The organism is Sphingomonas phyllosphaerae FA2 (assembly GCF_000427645.1).
GTDB classification, from domain to species: Bacteria; Pseudomonadota; Alphaproteobacteria; order Sphingomonadales; family Sphingomonadaceae; genus Sphingomonas; species Sphingomonas phyllosphaerae.
In genome coordinates this window covers 3,343,423-3,360,153 of the sequence record NZ_KE386571.1, presented here as the reverse complement: position 1 = coordinate 3,360,153, position 16,731 = coordinate 3,343,423, and the positions used below count along the sequence as shown (strand labels likewise).

At 66.3% G+C, this 16,731-nt stretch carries 15 protein-coding genes; 9 read left to right on the top strand and 6 right to left on the bottom strand.

What is annotated here, in order from left to right:
* The first annotated feature begins 20 nt into the window (after window positions 1-20).
* Window positions 21-1,292 carry a DUF1996 domain-containing protein gene (locus SPHPH_RS20575; RefSeq protein WP_051273072.1) on the top strand — a complete coding sequence of 424 codons (1,272 nt, stop codon included), beginning with the start codon at window positions 21-23 and terminating at the stop codon, window positions 1,290-1,292.
* Window positions 1,293-1,333: 41 nt separating this feature from the next.
* Here SPHPH_RS20575 and SPHPH_RS0116360 read toward each other — a convergent pair whose 3' ends face one another.
* Complete coding sequence (locus SPHPH_RS0116360) at window positions 1,334-1,516, bottom strand: hypothetical protein (RefSeq protein ID WP_028967660.1); 183 nt, start codon at window positions 1,514-1,516, stop codon at window positions 1,334-1,336.
* 176 nt (window positions 1,517-1,692) lie between these two features.
* Between SPHPH_RS0116360 and SPHPH_RS20040 the strand changes: the two genes are divergently transcribed.
* Both SPHPH_RS20040 and SPHPH_RS20035 read left to right on the top strand, forming a co-directional pair.
* Window positions 1,693-2,163 (top strand): PilZ domain-containing protein, encoded by a 471-nt coding sequence (locus tag SPHPH_RS20040; RefSeq protein WP_156026066.1) that lies wholly within the window; start codon window positions 1,693-1,695, stop codon window positions 2,161-2,163.
* A gap of 70 nt (window positions 2,164-2,233) precedes the next feature.
* Window positions 2,234-3,361 carry an acyltransferase family protein gene (locus SPHPH_RS20035; RefSeq protein WP_162143940.1) on the top strand — a complete coding sequence of 376 codons (1,128 nt, stop codon included), beginning with the start codon at window positions 2,234-2,236 and terminating at the stop codon, window positions 3,359-3,361.
* Window positions 3,362-3,390: 29 nt separating this feature from the next.
* Here the strand turns inward: SPHPH_RS20035 and SPHPH_RS0116345 are convergent, their stop codons facing one another.
* Window positions 3,391-5,265, bottom strand: a complete 1,875-nt coding sequence (locus SPHPH_RS0116345) for an acyltransferase family protein (protein ID WP_028967659.1) — start codon at window positions 5,263-5,265, stop codon at window positions 3,391-3,393.
* 308 nt (window positions 5,266-5,573) lie between these two features.
* Here SPHPH_RS0116345 and SPHPH_RS0116340 point away from each other — a divergent pair, with 308 nt between their 5' ends.
* Complete coding sequence (locus tag SPHPH_RS0116340; protein ID WP_238303145.1) at window positions 5,574-6,266, top strand: sugar transferase; 693 nt, start codon at window positions 5,574-5,576, stop codon at window positions 6,264-6,266.
* Between the two features lie 33 nt (window positions 6,267-6,299).
* Here the strand turns inward: SPHPH_RS0116340 and SPHPH_RS0116335 are convergent, their stop codons facing one another.
* Together SPHPH_RS0116335 and SPHPH_RS21470 are read right to left on the bottom strand one after the other, a co-directional pair.
* Window positions 6,300-6,938 (bottom strand): hypothetical protein, encoded by a 639-nt coding sequence (locus SPHPH_RS0116335; protein WP_028967657.1) that lies wholly within the window; start codon window positions 6,936-6,938, stop codon window positions 6,300-6,302.
* 166 nt (window positions 6,939-7,104) lie between these two features.
* Complete coding sequence (locus SPHPH_RS21470) at window positions 7,105-7,626, bottom strand: hypothetical protein (RefSeq protein ID WP_238303382.1); 522 nt, start codon at window positions 7,624-7,626, stop codon at window positions 7,105-7,107.
* Window positions 7,627-7,642: 16 nt separating this feature from the next.
* Between SPHPH_RS21470 and SPHPH_RS20025 the strand changes: the two genes are divergently transcribed.
* The 4 genes from SPHPH_RS20025 to SPHPH_RS0116310 all read left to right on the top strand — a co-directional run bounded on the left by SPHPH_RS20025 (window position 7,643) and on the right by SPHPH_RS0116310 (window position 13,646).
* Window positions 7,643-9,472 (top strand): DUF1800 domain-containing protein, encoded by a 1,830-nt coding sequence (locus SPHPH_RS20025; RefSeq protein WP_081668663.1) that lies wholly within the window; start codon window positions 7,643-7,645, stop codon window positions 9,470-9,472.
* 12 nt (window positions 9,473-9,484) lie between these two features.
* Complete coding sequence (locus tag SPHPH_RS20020) at window positions 9,485-10,849, top strand: DUF1501 domain-containing protein (RefSeq protein WP_081668662.1); 1,365 nt, start codon at window positions 9,485-9,487, stop codon at window positions 10,847-10,849.
* Window positions 10,850-10,920: 71 nt separating this feature from the next.
* Window positions 10,921-12,156, top strand: a complete 1,236-nt coding sequence (locus SPHPH_RS20015) for a DUF1996 domain-containing protein (protein WP_162143938.1) — start codon at window positions 10,921-10,923, stop codon at window positions 12,154-12,156.
* A gap of 98 nt (window positions 12,157-12,254) precedes the next feature.
* Window positions 12,255-13,646 carry an oligosaccharide flippase family protein gene (locus SPHPH_RS0116310; RefSeq protein ID WP_028967656.1) on the top strand — a complete coding sequence of 464 codons (1,392 nt, stop codon included), beginning with the start codon at window positions 12,255-12,257 and terminating at the stop codon, window positions 13,644-13,646.
* Between the two features lie 54 nt (window positions 13,647-13,700).
* Here SPHPH_RS0116310 and SPHPH_RS0116305 read toward each other — a convergent pair whose 3' ends face one another.
* Window positions 13,701-14,693, bottom strand: coding sequence for an NAD-dependent epimerase/dehydratase family protein (locus tag SPHPH_RS0116305; RefSeq protein ID WP_028967655.1), 993 nt, complete (start codon window positions 14,691-14,693; stop codon window positions 13,701-13,703).
* A gap of 90 nt (window positions 14,694-14,783) precedes the next feature.
* Window positions 14,784-15,929 (bottom strand): glycosyltransferase, encoded by a 1,146-nt coding sequence (locus SPHPH_RS0116300; protein ID WP_028967654.1) that lies wholly within the window; start codon window positions 15,927-15,929, stop codon window positions 14,784-14,786.
* 220 nt (window positions 15,930-16,149) lie between these two features.
* On the opposite strand from SPHPH_RS0116300, the gene SPHPH_RS0116295 reads away from it, so the two are divergent.
* Window positions 16,150-16,731, top strand: a complete 582-nt coding sequence (locus SPHPH_RS0116295) for a polysaccharide biosynthesis/export family protein (RefSeq protein ID WP_028967653.1) — start codon at window positions 16,150-16,152, stop codon at window positions 16,729-16,731.

Sequence of the window (16,731 nt, the reverse complement as noted above, 5' to 3'; positions counted from 1 at the left end):
TCCGGGCATGGAGCTTTTTGATGAAGTCGCTGCTGCGTCATGCGGCACCGGGCACGCTGACGCGTCGCGCCGGCCGAACCTTCGCGCAACTCGCCGGCGCGCTGGCGCTCGCCTCATGCGGCGGTGGCGGCGGCGGTGAGGCGACGTCGCCGACCGCCGCCGCACCGGTTGCGACCGTGCCCACGCCGACTCCGACCCCGGTGCCGACGCCCACACCCACGCCCAGCGCTGCACCGGTCGCAGTAACCCCGGGCAGCCTGGCGGCGCCCGACGGCTATCCCGAGATCCCCAGCAACTTCGACGTCAATTCGGAGCTGGTGCCGTCCTGGGGCACGGGCGACATCGCGCAGGCCGGTACCGAGGACGTCGGGGCCTTCCGCTTCATCTGCAATCCCAGCCACGAGCTGCGCGACGACCCGGTCGTCTTCCCCGGTCAGGCCGGTCGCTCACACCTGCACCAGTTCTTCGGCAATACGCTGGCCAACGCCAATTCGACCTACGAAAGCCTGCGCACCACTGGCCAGAGCACCTGCAACAGCCCGCTGAACCGCAGCGCGTACTGGGTTCCGGCGATGCTGAACGGCAAGGGCGGGGTCGTCCGGCCGGACTATATCACCATCTATTACAAGAGCTACCCGCAGACGGCGCCCCAATGTAAGACCGTCGGCAAGGCGTGCGTCGGGCTGCCGCGGGGCCTGCGCTATGTCTTCGGCTTCAACATGGCGGACATGTCGGCCAAATTCGAGAACGGCTGGTTCAATTGCCAGGGCCCGACCGCCAAGTCCGGCCATTTCGCCGACATTGTCGAGGCGGCGAAGAATTGCCCCGTCGGCAATCAGCTTGGCGCGGTTCTCGCCTCACCCACCTGCTGGGACGGCAAGAACCTCGACACTGCCGACCACCGCTCGCACATGGCCTATCCGGGCTTCGGCAACTGGGGCTACCTGAAGTGCCCAGACACGCACCCCTATGTCGTGCCGGGCTTCTCGATCGCGGCCTGGTACAGCGTGGACGAGGATCTCGACACCTCAGGCACGTGGGACGGAACGGCGAAGAGCTGGCACCTGGCCTCGGACGAGATGCCCGGCATGCCGATGATGCGCCCGGGAAGCACGCTGCACGCCGACTGGTTCGGCGCGTGGGACGACTCGGTGATGCGGACGTGGATGGCGAACTGCATCGACAAGCTTCTGAGCTGCAACGGCGGCGACCTTGGCAATGGCAAGCAGCTAAAGATGTTCAGCGGCTTCGTCTGGACCGCCAAGCCGCACGTCGTGCCGGTTCGGAACTGACCGATGGCCGACGTTCCGTTCCGGTCGCGCAATGTGCGGCGTCAGATCACCAGCGCGGCGATCACCAACCAGAGTGCTGTCGCCAGCGTCAGCCCGATCAGCATCCCGCGCGCCGCCGACAATGGATCGACGACGTCGGCGATGAACGGGCCGATCAATCCGAAGCGGTCGAAGACCAGCGGCACGCCGCTGGCGGCAAATTGTTCCGTCCGATCGAAACGCACTTACCCCTCCATTTACCAAGGTTTCCGTGCGTCCGTCCCGGAACGGCACACAAAACTTACGGTGCGTTGAACGTATTCCGTCGATGTTGTTTCCGCGGGCGCAAAAAGGGGCGCGCATTAACCCGCTGGTAGCTCTGCGACGACTAACTCCTTGATGCTCAGTGAAAGGCGCGGCGATGCTCATTCCGGCAATATTGCTACCCAGCGATTCCGACGATCGCCGCTCGGCCGAGCGGCAGACGATCAATCAACCATCCACGCTGCGTGACGAACGCGCGCAGGCGAACGACGTCTATGTCCGCGACCTGTCCGAAACCGGGTTCAGCGTCGCCACCGACTCCCGGCTGGAGCTCGGCAGCGAGGTGACGATCGGTCTGCCCGGCCGCGGCCGTGCCAGCGCGCGCGTCGTCCGGCAGGTGCCCGGCGGCTATGGCTGCGAATTCAGCGAGCCGCTCGGCCGCGCCGAAGTGATGCAGGCGTTCCGCGGCGGCACCGTTATCCACATGACGAGCGATTCGCCGCTCACCCCGCCGCTCGCCGAACCCGAGATCCAGCGGTTTCCCGGCGCGGTGCGGCTCGGCGTGATCGTGGGCGGCTCGGTGGTGCTGTGGGCGGGGGTGGCCAAGCTGATCGCAGCGCTGCTATGACGGTGTGACCGCTGGCAGGGCCGGGCTCGCGCCTCATGGTCACGCAAATTCGACCGAGGCGAAAAAGTACGTGTTATTGCCCGAGCCTTCTCTCGAAGCGCGGCCGCGCGCTCTCCTGACGAACCTGCAATACGTACGCGCCGTCGCGGCCTATCTGGTCGTGCTTTATCATGCACGGCTGTTGACCACGCTTGGCCAGTCGCTGCCGCTGGAATTCGGCCGGGCGGGCGTCGACATCTTCTTCGTCATCAGCGGGTTTATCATCCAGCATGTCGCTGCGCGCGACGATGTCGGTCGGCCTGGCGCATTCATGGCGAAGCGGCTGATCCGCGTCGCACCGCTCTACTGGCTGTTGACGCTGCTGATCGGGGTAGCGGGACCGTTCATTCCGGCGCTGGCCAGCAAGGCCGGCGTTCCTGATGCCGGAATGATCCTTCGCTCCTTGTTCTTCGTGCCATATGTCGACCGAGCCGGCGAAATTCATCCGGTCTTGTTCATCGGATGGACGCTCAATTACGAAATGTTCTTCTACGTGCTGTTCGCTGCGGGGCTCCTGATACGGGGCACGACGCCGCGACTGATCGCTTTGAGCATCGTGTTGGCAGCGCTGGTGGTGGTCGGCTTCGCCGCTGATCCTGACGGCGCGATCGGCCGCACCTATACCAGCCCGCTGTTGCTCGAATTCGGCGCGGGGTTGTGGCTGCACCGCCTTTGGCAAGGCTCATCCGACCCGCACGCTGGCGTCCGTAATCGGATGTTCGCGCTGCTGGTCATGGGCGCCGCCGCGCTGGCGCTCGTCATGGGGGCAACGCTGTGGCCCGCGATCCCCGACATCGTGAAATGGGGGGTGCCTGCCTTCGCGATCGTGGCCTCGGCGTTGATGCTGGAGCGTGGCGATGGCCGCGCGGGTCATCCCATGCTCCTTCAACTCGGCGAAGCGAGCTATGCCATTTACCTGATCCATCCGTTCGTGATCAAAGCCGTGTCGGTTGTTGCCGGACGCTTCTTCCGTGACGCGGCACTGCCGATGCAGGCATCAATCATGGTCGCCACCCTGATCATCGTCGGCGTGGTCGGGGTGGCACTCCACCTGTTCGTCGAGCAGCCGCTCCTCAAGGCCTTGCGTCGTAGATTTTTTGCGCGTCGCGCGGCGCCGTCCGGCACACGTCTCACCGCGCAGGCGGAATCACTCCGGTAATTGCCGCTCGGGCAGAATAGCGGTCGCGCTCAGCGGTGCTGCAGCGCCGGTATCAGGAAGGCGCGCGCCGCTTGTCGCGATCCGGCGGCGGATAGATGCGCGTCGTCGCTATAGAGCCACGTCGATCCGACACGATACGGGCACGCGCCAGCGGGGCACAGAGTCTTCAGCGGTTCGACATATTGTGCGCCGGCCGCTTCACGGCGCACGAGGTCGATCATCTCGAGGTCCAGCCGATGCTGGGCTATCCCGCGGGCACGACGCGATTGGCCGGAGAGATAGTCGAAAGCCTGCGGCGTCACCGCGAAGATCGGCGATGGCCCGATTACCGTTACGCTGACGCCCAGCTGCTGCAAGGCCGCAATCGTGGCGTGCAGTTCACCCAGCGTTCGCAACGGCACTTTGTCCCAGCGCGCCGCAAGCACCACCTGCGTAATGCGATAGTGGCGGATCAGCGCCGGGACGCGCGCATTCGATTGGGAGCAGCCAATCCGCGCCGCCGAAAAATAGGCGAAGATCGGCGGGCAGCCCGCAAACGTATATTGCAATACGTCGCGGTCGAGCGATGCCTGTTCGTCGATCAATCCCGGGACGTACTGCACCGCATGGCTGTCGCCCCACAGCAGGATGCGCCCGCCATTTCCACGGACGCGGGTGCATTGATCGGCATTCCACGCTATGGCGTGCGATGGATCCTCGTTGAAACACGTGGTTCCGCCCCACCGCTCCTGCCCGCTGATCACGACCGTACGGTAGCCCGGAAATCGGCGGGGCCAGCCGCCGCCTGCCGCACCCGCCAGCCCGGCCACGATCATCGCCACCGACGATGCCGCGCCGAGCGCGATCACTCGCCACTGCGACGCGGGCAGTTCGCGCAAGCGATAGGCGTAACGGCGCGCCGGCTCCTCGACGAACCGCCACGACAATGCGGCGAGCACGATGCTCACGGCGAGCATCGCCAGTCCCTCGACCGCGGTCGGCCCCCGCATCAGGCGATATTGAAACAGCGCCACGATCGGCCAATGGACCAGGTAAAGCGAATAGGAGATACGACCGATCGCGCGCGGAAGCGTCGTCGCCAAGGCCCGATTGACGATCGGCAGCCGTCCTGCGCCGGTCCCCGCCAAAATGACCAACACAGTGCCGAGACACGGGAAGAGTGCGTTCCAGCCCGGGAAAGCCGACTTTTCCTCGAGAAGCACCATGCTGCCCACGATCATCGTCACGCCGGCGACCGCCAGCACTTCGCGCGCCCGAGCGTTATCGGTCGGCGCAGTACCGGCTCGTGCGATCGCCGCGCCCAGCAGCAGTTCCCACGCTCGTCCGGGCAGCAGGAAATAGCCCGCGGTCGGCGCGGTGAAGACCATGGCGATCGACATCGCCAGGCTCGCGGCCGCGACGATCAGGATCACTCGCAACCACCCGCGCGGGAACCTGCGATGGAGCAGCGCCAACGGCACCGGCGCCAGGAAATAGAATTGCTCCTCGACCGCCAGCGACCAGCTATGCAGCAACAGGCGGGTCTGTGCGGCTACCTCGAAATACCCCGACGAGCGCCAGAAAAACACGTTCGAGGCGAATGCGCCGATCGCGGCGACGCTGCGAAAGTGCGAGGTCAAATCCTCCGGCAGAAGCAGCCAGAACGCCGCCGCCGTCGCCGCCACCACCGTGACCACCAGCGCCGGCAGGATCCGGCAGATTCGCCGCACATAGAAGGTCCGCAAGCTGAACCGCCCGGCATCAACATCGGCGACGATGCTGCGCGCGATGACGAAGCCGGAAATCACGAAAAACACGTCGACCCCGACGTAGCCGCCCGAGAGTAGCGCCGCACCGAAATGGAACAGCACGATCGGCAGGACGGCCAGTGCACGCAGTCCATCGATGTCGTTACGGTGGCCCAACCCCGGCGTTCTCCCCCGCCGAGCACTAGGGCAGCGCTGCACCGCAAACAAGGACGGCAGACCGGCCTGCGTCCCGTGCCGAGATACGCAGGCTTCTTCGCCCCACCTAACCGCTTCAACTTGTCCCGCCCAGCCAACGGGTTATCGCCCACGGGGAACCATTCCGGTAAACGCCGCTTTAACCTGCGCCACGACGGATCGCCATGATCGCGGGGCAAAGCGAGGAAAGTGTGACTTTCTTCCGGTTTCCATTTCGGCTGATTTGATTTATTTGTTGCGATGCAGCGTGACGTCCAGGGAGCGAAGCCGTGCATGAAGCGACCGTGATGGTTGCGCCGGAACGGACCGGCGTAGCGAACGGCATCAGTGATTCCGCAAAGTGGCAGCGGCTGGACGATGTCGCCAGCCGGGTGCTCGACGTGACTCTCGCGGTGACCGCGCTGATCATCCTCGCCCCGCTGATGGCGATCGTGGCCGCGGTGATCTACATCCTCGATCCCGGCCCGGTGATTTTCGCGCACCAGCGCATCGGGCGCGGCGGGCGGTCGTTCCCCTGTCTGAAGTTCCGCAGTATGGTGGTCGACGCGGATGCGCGCCTGCGCCACCTGCTCGAAACCAGTCCCGAGGCGCGTGCCGAGTGGGAGCGGGATCACAAGCTGCGCGACGATCCGCGCGTGATCGGCATCGGCCGTTTTCTGCGCAAGACGAGTCTCGACGAGCTTCCGCAGCTCTGGAACGTCGTGCGCGGCGACATGAGCCTCGTCGGACCGCGTCCGATCGTGGTCGGCGAGATCGGCCGCTATGGCCGCTATTTCGAACATTATTGCGCCGTGCGGCCGGGTATCACCGGTCTCTGGCAGGTCGGCGGTCGCAACGACGTGTCCTATCGTCGTCGCGTGGCCTATGACGTGACGTACAGCCGCGCGCGATCGTGTGCGATGAACGTGAAGATCATCGCCTACACCGTCCCCAGCGTGTTGTTCCAGCGCGGCTCTTACTGATCGCTCCTGCCGCCCGACGGCGGCAGGTTTCGCTTATCCACCGCGCAGCTGGGTGCGGACCGACTCCAGCCGCGTGTTCGCCCGTGCCTGCTCGGCATTGGCGAGCGTCATCATACGTTCGGTAAGCAACTTGAGCTTGCGGCTCGCCAGCACGACGCCGCCATACGACTTCGCCTCCTGAATCTTCAGCGACGCCAGGTCGCCTTGAAGCCCGGGGGTGATGCCCGCGGGGCCGCGCTGCTGCATCAGCGCAGAGGCCTGCTCGATCTTCACCAACAGCACCGTCCGCTGCGATTCGTGCAGATCGCGCTCGGCACGCGCTTCGTCCATCTGACGCAGCACGGCACTGCGCCGTGCGGTCGAGGCGGATTGATCGGCAGATAGCTGCTGCTGCACCTCGGCCAGAATGGTCGCCACCTTGGGATCCTTGCGACGGGCCAGCAGCGCGGGCGGGAAGGCGATCGCCGACGCACGCGTCGCTTCGGCGTTCCACAAGGCTTCCTGCGCCATCAGCCGATCGGTCGCGATCCCGGCGGCCGGCTGCGGGGTGCGAGCGGTGCAGGCGATCGCCGCGACCGCGGTCACCGCGAGCAATCCCGCAAAGGCGACCGCCCGACGCAGCGCCGCCGCGATATCGTCGTCGACCGTCGAACGCCCGCTCGCCGCTTCCATGATGCCGCATGTCCTCAATCGTTGCGTTACGCGATCATGTTAAGCGCGAGGGATTAATAAGAGGTAAGCTACAATACACCGCCCGCCTCCGTGATCGTTACGCTACGACAACATTGTAATCGCTCGTCTATTGTGTCTGTTTACTGCTGCACCATTAACCTCGTCTTCAATCGATCCGCGTAGCTGCTGCCCATCCGCCAAATCGGCGGCGGCAGTTCAGATTCGGGCGGATCATTGTGGCGAAGACGCGGTTACGGACACACCTTCTTCTGGCGACCGCGTCGCTCGCCCTGGCGAGCTGCGGCGGGGGCGGTGCTAGCGGCGGTGGAGGCAGCACCTCCACCGCCCCCGTCGTCGTCGTCACCGCACCGACGCCCACTCCGACCCCGTCGGTCGGCTCGGGCAGCGCCGGTCCCGGCGTCACGCCGACGCCATCGCCGTCCCCCACCCCCTCGCCTACCGATGGCGGGATCGTGATCGTCACGCCGACCCCGGCGCCAACGGCGACCCCCACGCCTGCCCCGTCGCCATCGCCGACGGCGCCGGTCAGCCCGTTCCCCGATCCGGTGGCGACGTCCACGCCTACACCGACGCCGACGCCGACTCCCGTCGTCGTCGCGCCGGCACCCACGCCTACACCTACGCCGACCCCCGTCGTCGTCGCACCGGCGCCCACGCCCACGCCCACGCCCACGCCCGTCGTAGTGGCGCCAGCGCCCACGCCAACACCCACCCCGACCCCGGCCGTGGTCACCCCGACGCCTACGCCTACGCCGGTCGTCGAGCTGCCGGAAGAATCTTCCCCCAGTGACGGCTTCGCCTATCTCGCCACGCGCGCCAGCGAATTGGCCTCGTCGATCGTCGACGCCTTCTGGCGCTTCCTCGCGCTGTTCACCGCTAATGGCGACAGTACGCCGTGGAGCACCGGACTCACCGCGTTCAACCAGCCGGTCACCACGGTCGACGGCGCCGCCGCGGTGCCGGTCGACGTGCTGCGCCTCGCGCGCCAGGCCTCGTTCGGACCCACGCCCCAGCTGGTATCGCGGATCACCGAACTCGGCATCCCCGGCTGGATCGACGAACAATTTCGCGTCCGCGGCAGCACCTACACCGATCTGATAAAATGGGTGCCGAACGATTATTGCTCCGATCGCACTATCGTGAACTGCTGGCAGAACAACTTCACGCGCGCACCGGCCGCGGCGCGCTTCTATGCCGACGCCGCGCTCGCCCCCGATCAGCTTCGCCAGCGCGTCGCCTTCGCGCTGTCGCAGATTCTCGTCATCTCGGGCAACGGCGTGAACAGCACGTCGGGCATCGCCTCCTATCAGCAGGTGCTGCTGGACGGCGCGTTCGGCAATTATCGCGACCTGCTCGGCAAGGTGACGATGCACGGCGCGATGGGCTGGTACCTGTCGATGGCCGACAGCGCGCGCAGCGCCCCCTCGGAGAATTACGCGCGCGAGATGCTCCAGCTCTTCACGATGGGGCCGATGCAGCTGAACGCCGACGGCACGCCGGTGCTGGCCGGCAACGGCGCGCTCGTCCCCAATTACGGGCCGGACGACATCAAGGGGCTGTCGCGCGCGCTCACCGGCTGGACCTACGTCAAGAGCGGCGGTCGTACCGACTGGACCGGCAACGACTTCTCGCAGCCGATGATCGTGCGCCCGGTCAACTGGGCCTATGACACGCAGGCGAAATCGTTCCTGGGCGTCACCGTGCCCGCCGGGGCGGCGCCGGCAGAAGGCGTGCGCATCGCGCTGGACGCCGCGTTCAACCATCCCAGCACGCCGCCGCGCCTCGCCCGGCTGCTCATCCAGAATCTGGTGAAGGCCAATCCGTCGCCCGCCTATGTCACGCGGATCGGCGCGGTGTTCGTCGACAATGGCAAGGGCGTGCGCGGCGATCTGAAGGCCGTGGTGCGCGCGATCCTGCTCGATCCCGAGGCCCGCGGCGACGAGCCGCGCGGCGGCGGCTTCGGCAAGGTCAAGGAACCGGTGCTGGCGATGACCGCGCTGGTCCGCGCGCTCGGTCTCCAGACCGATGGCGCGGCGATGACGATCCGCGACGGCGCGCTGGGCCAGCCGGTGTTCCAGGCACCGTCGGTGTTCAACTTCTACCCGCCCGACTATCCGTTGCCGCGCAGCAACGGGCTGGTCAGCCCGGCGTCGAAGCTGTTGTCGGCGGGCGGCACCATCGCGCTCCAGAATCTCATCTACGACTGGACGCTCAAGGGTGAGAGCAATCGGGGCGACTGGAACTTCGCCAATTATCTGAACAACACCAACAGCTCCGCGAACACAGCGCCGCTGTGGGGCGGGTGGGAGGCGATCGCCGCCGATCCCGACCGGCTGGTTGCGGTGGTCAACCTGCTGATGCTCAACAACACCGCGACCGCGGCGCAGAAGCAGGCGCTGCGCAACGCCGCGGTGTCGATCACCAACGCCAATGCGCAGGTTCAGGCGCGAAAGCGCGCGCAGGCTTTGCTCTACATCGCCGCCAGCAGCCCCAATTTCCTCGTCGATCGCTGAGGATCACGTTTCATGACGCACATTTCCCGCCGCCATTTCCACCACATGGCGATGAGTGCCGGCGCCGCCGCCGCGCTCGGCATGTTCGGCCGCGGCGTCGCCTACGGCGCGCCCGGCACCGGCTTCCGCGCGATGGTCGGGGTGTTCCTGTTCGGCGGCAACGACGGGTGGAACATGCTCGTCCCCACCGACAGCGCCGCCTATTCGGCCTATGTCAGCGCGCGCCAGACCGTCGCGCTGCCCCCATCAGGCGTCGTGCCGCTGGCCGGCAGCGGACTGGGGCTGCACAAGGCGATGGCCAGCCTCGCGCCGATCTGGGACAAGGGCGCGATGGCGCTGGTGCTCAACACCGGCACGCTCGCCACGCCGCTGACCAAGGCGACCTATATCAGCCGCCCGGACCTGCGCCCCTCGAACCTGATGAGCCATTCTGACGAGCAGGAGCATTGGCAGGGATTGCGCGCGCAATCGGTCAATCGGGACGGTTTCATGGGTCGCCTCCACGATCGCATGGGTGCCAGCGGCGTGCCGCCGGTCATCTCGTTCGGCGGCAACAATGTCGCGTTGATCGGGCAGCAGGCGCAACCCCTGGTGCTTCCGTCGAAGGGCGTACTGTCGCGCTACGGCACCAACAGCAGCGCGATCGATGCCGCGGTCAGCAGTCTCGCCGGCGGCACCGGGCTCGACGACATCACCGCCTCGACCGCCGATACAGTGCGCGACGCCTATGCGATGAGCGCCGCGACCAGCGCGGTGCTGGGCGCGACCGGCAGCGTCGAAGCGTTCTTCGTCGATCCTGCGACCGGCGCGGCGCTTACCTCGGACGTGTCGCAGCAGTTGAAGCGCGTGGCGCGGATGATCGAGGCGCGTTCGACCTTCGGGCATACGCGCCAGTCGTTCTTCGTCTCGCAGGGCGGCTACGATACGCACGATGCGCAGGTGACGTTCGGCAACGTCGTCGCCGGCACGCACGCCAACCTGCTCGGCGATCTCGCGCTGGCGCTGTCGGCCTTCTACAAGGCGATGGAGTCGCTCGGCCTGCAGGACAATGTCACCGCCTTCACGATGAGCGATTTCGGGCGCACCTATCGCGGCAATGCGCAGCTCGGCTGCGACCATGCGTGGGGCAACAACCATCTGGTGATCGGCGGGGGCGTGACGGCCGGCGGCGTCTTCGGCCGCTATCCCGACCCGACGCTGGGCGGGGCCGACGACGTCAGCAACGAGGGCCGCTTCCTGCCGACCACCGCGCAGGAGGAATATCTCGGCGCGATCCTGAAGTGGCATGGCGTCAGCGATGCCGACATGCCCTATGTCGTCCCGAACTGGGCCACATGGTCGACCAACGGACGCGGGCCGATCGGGCTGTACGGTTGAGCGCGCCCGCCACGGCGTTTGTCGCGGTGGCGCGGTTCCTCTATAAGGCGGGCGCCTGCTGGAGACCGATCGTGTACCGCCGCCTTCTCATCGCCTTGTCGCTGCTCGGTTGCGCGTCCCCGGCTCCAGCACAGCGGTCGCAGCTGCGCGCCGACGACACTGCATATGAGCTGCGCGGGCCGGAGGCGGCGGGCTATGGCAAGGACCATGTCTCGCACAACGTCGGCAGCCTGCATGGCGATCAGGTCCGGCCCCAGCTGAGCGGCGAGGTCGTGGAGGTCCCGCCGTCGATCCCGTCGCCTGTCAAACCGGCGACGCTGATCCAGCCGATCGACACGCCGCCAACCGCGGCAACCGAATCGATCGGCGCGTTCCGCTTCCTGTGCGAACCCGGACAGGTCAGCTACGACGATCCGATCGTCTACCCGAACCAGCCCGGCCGCAGCCACCTGCACCAGTTCTTCGGCAACACCGGCGCGAACGCCAGCAGCACGTACCGCAGCCTGCGAACCTCGGGCGACAGCACCTGTGTCAACATCCTGAACCGCTCGGCCTATTGGATGCCGGCGATGCTCGACGGCCGCGGCCATGTCGTGCGCCCCGATTATGTGTCGATCTATTACAAGCGCTTGCCCAGCAACAGCGCCGAGTGCCACCGCCAGGCGAAGGACTGCGTCGCACTGCCGCGCGGGCTGCGCTTCATCTTCGGCTACGACATGCTGACCGGCACGACACCGACCGGCGGCAGCTATTTCGATTGCGACGGCCCCACCGCCAAATCGGGGCATTACAAGACGATCACCGAGGCGGCGGCGAATTGCCCGGCCGGCAACCGGCTGGGTGCGATCGTCTATGCGCCGGGTTGCTGGGACGGTGTGCGGCTGGATAGCCCCAATCACCGCGACCATATGGCCAATCCCAGCTACGGCTCGTGGGGCTATCTGCGCTGCCCGTCGACGCATCCTCTGGTGGTGCCGACGTTCACGCTGGCATCGTGGTACAGCGTCGACGCGCAACGCGCCGACAGCTGGTATCTGTCCTCCGACGAGATGCCGGGCACGGAGCGGATGCCGGCGGGGTCGACCTTCCACGCCGACTGGTTCGGTGCCTGGGACGACGAGGTGATGGCGATGTGGACCGCGGACTGCATCGAGGCGCTGAAGTCCTGCAACAGCGGCGTGCTGGGCGGGCTGCGCATGATGAAGCCCGCGACGCCGTTCGTCTGGAAGACGCCGCGCCGGCTGGTGCCGATCCCCCCACGCCCCGGCCAGGCGACCGGGGCGGGCAAGGCCGTGGCCACGCGGTAGGACCGCCGCCTCCGGCCGCCGCCCGCGTGCGGTTGCGGCCCCCGGCGCGGCTGGTTTAGACGCCCCCAATCTATATATCGACGGAAATCAACGGGTTCATGGCCGACACTTCTACGCTGCATGCCCAGATGATCGCGCGGTTCCACGTGCCCGAGGCGCTGCTGGCGCGGCTTGGCTGGGCAACGCTGGGCTATGTTCTTGTGCAGGGAATGCGGTTCGGCGCCAATTTGGTGCTGACCCGGCTGCTCGCCCCCGAATTGTTCGGGATCATGATCCTGCTCACCTCGCTGCGGGTCGGGCTGGAGTTGTTTACTGACATCGGCATCGGCCAGAACGTCGTCAGCAGCCCGAACGCGACCGATCCGCGCTTCTACAACACCGCCTGGACGCTCCAAATCATCCGCGGTGTCGCGCTGGCGCTGATCGCGTTGCTGCTGCAACCCGTCATCAGCCATTTCTACGGCGATCCGACGCTGCACAAGATCCTGCCGTTCATGTCGCTGTTCCTGCTGATGACCGGCCTGGTCTCGATCGGACAGCCTCTGGCGGTGAAGGAGCTGGCGATCGACCGCACGTCGATGTTCGAAGTCGCGATCTGCTTTGTCGGGAACATCTTCCTGATCGGTGCCGCCTGGATCTGGCCCAATATCTGGGGACTGCTCGCCGGAAGCCTGCTGGCGTCGCTCACCGGCATCGTCATGTCGTACTTCGTCAAGCCTGAGATCAAGCACCGACTGCTGATCGACTGGGTCTATGTGCGCGAAATTCTCGGCTTCGGGAAATGGGTGTTCGTCTCCTCGGTCGTCTTCTTCCTCGCGCTCAACTTCGACCGGCTGATCCTCGCCAAATACGTCAGCTTCGCCGCGCTTGGCATCTACGGCATCGCCCGCACGCTGTCGGACGTGTTCGCGCAGTTCAGCGTGAAGCTGGGCGCAGAGATCGTCTTCCCCAGCGTGGCCGCCGCCACGGTTCGCGGGGTCGAGCTGCAACGCAAGCTGGCGCACCGCCGCATGCAGTTCCAGGCGGCGACGATGCTCGCGATCGCCGGCGTCATCGCGTTGTCGGACTTCATCATCCGCATCTACGACGTGCGCTACCACAGTGCGGCGCAACTGCTGCCGTGGGTGTCGCTGGCGGCGTGGCTGATGATCCTCAGCACGCTGAACGAGAATCTGATGCTCGGCCTTCGCAAGCCGCACTACAGCGCCTTCGGCAGCGCGGCGAAGCTGCTCGGGCTGGCGGTGCTGCTGCCGATCGGGCTGATGCGCTACGGCATCGCCGCAGCGGCGGTGGCGACCGTCATCGCCGAGCTGATGCGCTACGCCTGCCTGTCGGTCGGTCAGGCGCGGCTGAAGGTCACGTTCATCCGGCAGGATCTGCTCGCCACCGCCGCGCTGATCGCGCTCGCTTATGCGATCCGCTGGGTGTCGTTCGAGATCGGGCTGACCGGCGCGCCCGGCGAGCTGTTCCGGATCACCATGTACCGTTGAGCCGCGCGCTGTCGCCACCCCGGATCAAATCCGGGGTTAACGACGGTGGAGGGGTCAGGCGTTCGGCCCGTAATAGCCGCGATACCATTCCGCGAACCGCTGCAACCCCTCGCGCAGCATCACCTTGGGCTGATAGCCGGTCAGCGCGTTCAGCTTCGACACGTCGGCATAGGTCGCGGTGACGTCGCCGGGCTGCATCGGGCGCATCACCTTTTCGGCCTTCTGCCCGATCGCGTCTTCCAGCGCCTCGATCATCTCCATCAGCCCGACCGGGTGGCTGTCACCGATGTTGAGCACGCGGTGCCCGCCCGCCTCGGGCGGATGGTCCAGCGCCCCGACGATCCCGTCGACGATATCGTCGATATAGGTGAAGTCGCGCGCCATCTTGCCCTCGCCGTAGACCTCGATGGCCTCGCCGCGCATGATCTTCTGCGTGAACGAGAAATAGGCCATGTCCGGCCGACCCCACGGGCCATAGACGGTGAAGAAGCGCAGGCCGGTCTGCGGAAAGCCGTACAGCTTGGCATAGGACTGGCTCATCAGCTCGCACGCGCGCTTGGTCGCGGCGTAGAGCGACACGGGATCGACCGCCGCCTCGTCCTCGGTAAAGCCCTCGCCGCCCATCGGCTTGTCGCCATAGACCGAGCTGGAGCTGGCGTAGACGAGATGCTCGAACCCCTCGGCATGCCGGCACGCCTCCATGATCGACAGGTGCCCGGCAAGGTTCGACCGCTCATAGGCGAACGGGTTTTCGAGGCTGTAGCGCACCCCCGCCTGCGCGGCGAGGTGGACGACGCGGCGGACGCCCTCGTCGTGGACGATCTTCGCCATCGCCGCGGCATCGGCGATATCGGCGCGGTGGAAGGCGAAGGTGTTGCGCCCCTGGAAGGTCGCGAGCCGCGCTTCCTTCAGCTTCGGATCGTAATAATCGTTGACGATGTCGACACCGATCACGCGCTCGCCGCGGTCGAGCAGGCGGTGCGCGACGGCATGGCCGATGAAGCCGGCAGTGCCGGTGACCAGGATCGGATCGGTGCGGCCGCTCATGCTGTCATTCCTCGGTTCGCGCCGGGGCCGGCGCCTCTATGCTGCACCGCCTCCTAAAGATTCGCGCCCGTAACGGCAACTCGCCCTGTCTTAGTCGCGCACCGACTCCGCGGGTTGCCAGACGGCGTATGTCTTTCCGCCCCATACCGAATCCACCACGCCCTGCGCGACACCGACGAGGCTCAGCAGCGCGGCCACCACCTTCTGCGCGATCCCGATCCGCAGCCGGTTGCCGACCGCCAGCAGTATCGCACCGCCCACCGCCAGCGACAGGATCGGCACGGCGCCGAACAGCGCCACCGCCACCAGCAGCGCGAACAGTCCCGCCCCCAACAACAGAAACGGCGTCATCCATTTCAGCATCCGGTGCGAGGCGTAGCCATACAGCGCCGGCCACGGCAGCCGCCGCAGTTGCGGCCACAGCGCGCGGTGGACGTTAATCGCCTGGCACGCGATCCGCCGCTTGCGCACCAGCTCTTCTTCGGCCTCGGTGGCGCTGCGCTCGTGAACCAACGCGTCGGGCACGCTGATGAGCCGCTTGCCCTGCGCCAGCACGACGAGGCTCAGGTACAGGTCGTCGATCAGGTGCGGCGGCGGTGGACGGTGCAGTTCGCGGCGCAGCACGAACATCGCGCCGTCGACGCCGATCAGCCCGACCGTCTCGCTTTCGATCGCCTTGATCGCCTCCTCGGCGCGCCAGTAAGCGGCGCCGGTCGCGGCGGCGGGGCTGTCGTCGGCATTATCATAGTCCAGCCGCGCGCTGGTGCAGCCCACACCCGGATCCGCGAACGGCGCCACCAGCGGCGCGATCACGTCGACCTCGTGCATGACATTGGCGTCGGTAAACATCAGCAACTCGGACGACGAGCGCTCCACCAGCAGGTTCATGCCATAGGTCTTGCCGTTGCGGCCGTGCGACACGATCAGGTCGATGCGATCCGCAAACTCGCGCAGGATTTCGATGGTCCCGTCCTGCGGACCATCGGCGTAGACGTGGATCGTCGCATTGCCATAAGCGTCGGCGGCTTCGATCAGCCGCTCCATCCGTCGGCGGATCGAGCGCGCCTCGTTATAGGCCGACATGCAGATCGCCAGCGACGGCCGCATTGTCCCGTCGTGAGACAGTTGCGACACTGGCCGACGACGGAAAAAGCGCAACGAAAAGGGATAGATGACGAACGGATGCACCGCCAACAGCAGCAACAGCCCGGCAGCGATGGCGTACACCCAGATCATGCTCGCGTCTCGCCAGCCCCTTTTACAGCGTACATCGGAGGAAGCAGCGGCCAACGCTTGTCATCCCCCTGCCCTTTTATGAGCCATAGCGGGTAAAGATATTCCTGCAAGAAGGCGCATGGTCCCTGCCAACCCTTGGAAGATGGCTTGCATTTGAAGCAACATCGCTTACCACGTCGCCACTTCGCACGTGCGGCATAGACCCGGGGGAACCATCAATATGACCAGGCTGGCGATGATGCTGTCGGCAGTGGCGCTGCTGTCGGGCTGCGCCGGACGCGGCGGCGATCTGCCGCTGCAATCCGCCTCCGCGCTGGGGCGTGAGCGGGCGACGCCGGTCGATGCGACCTACCAGCTGGGCGTCGGCGACCAGATCGCGCTGGCGGTCTACGGCGAGCCGGACCTGACGCGCACCTATGCGATCAACCCGAACGGCACGATCGAAGTGCCGCTGGCCGGGACGATCAAGGCGCAGGGGATGACGATCGACGCGGTCAGCACGCTGATCCGCAACCGGCTGGCCGACGGCTTTCTGCGCAATCCCAGCGTGACGGGCTCGATCGTGTCCTATCGTCCGTTCTACATCCTGGGCGAGGTCAACAAGCCGGGCCAATATCCGTATCAGACCGGCATGACGCTGGAAGGCGCGGTGGCGCTGGCCGGCGGCTATACCTATCGCGCGCAGAAGAAGTACGTTTTCATCCGGCCCGAAACCGGCGGCGGCGAAACCAAGGTCGAGGCGACGCCGGAGATGGCGGTGCGTCCGGGCGACACGATCCGCTTCACCGAGCGGCTCTTCTGA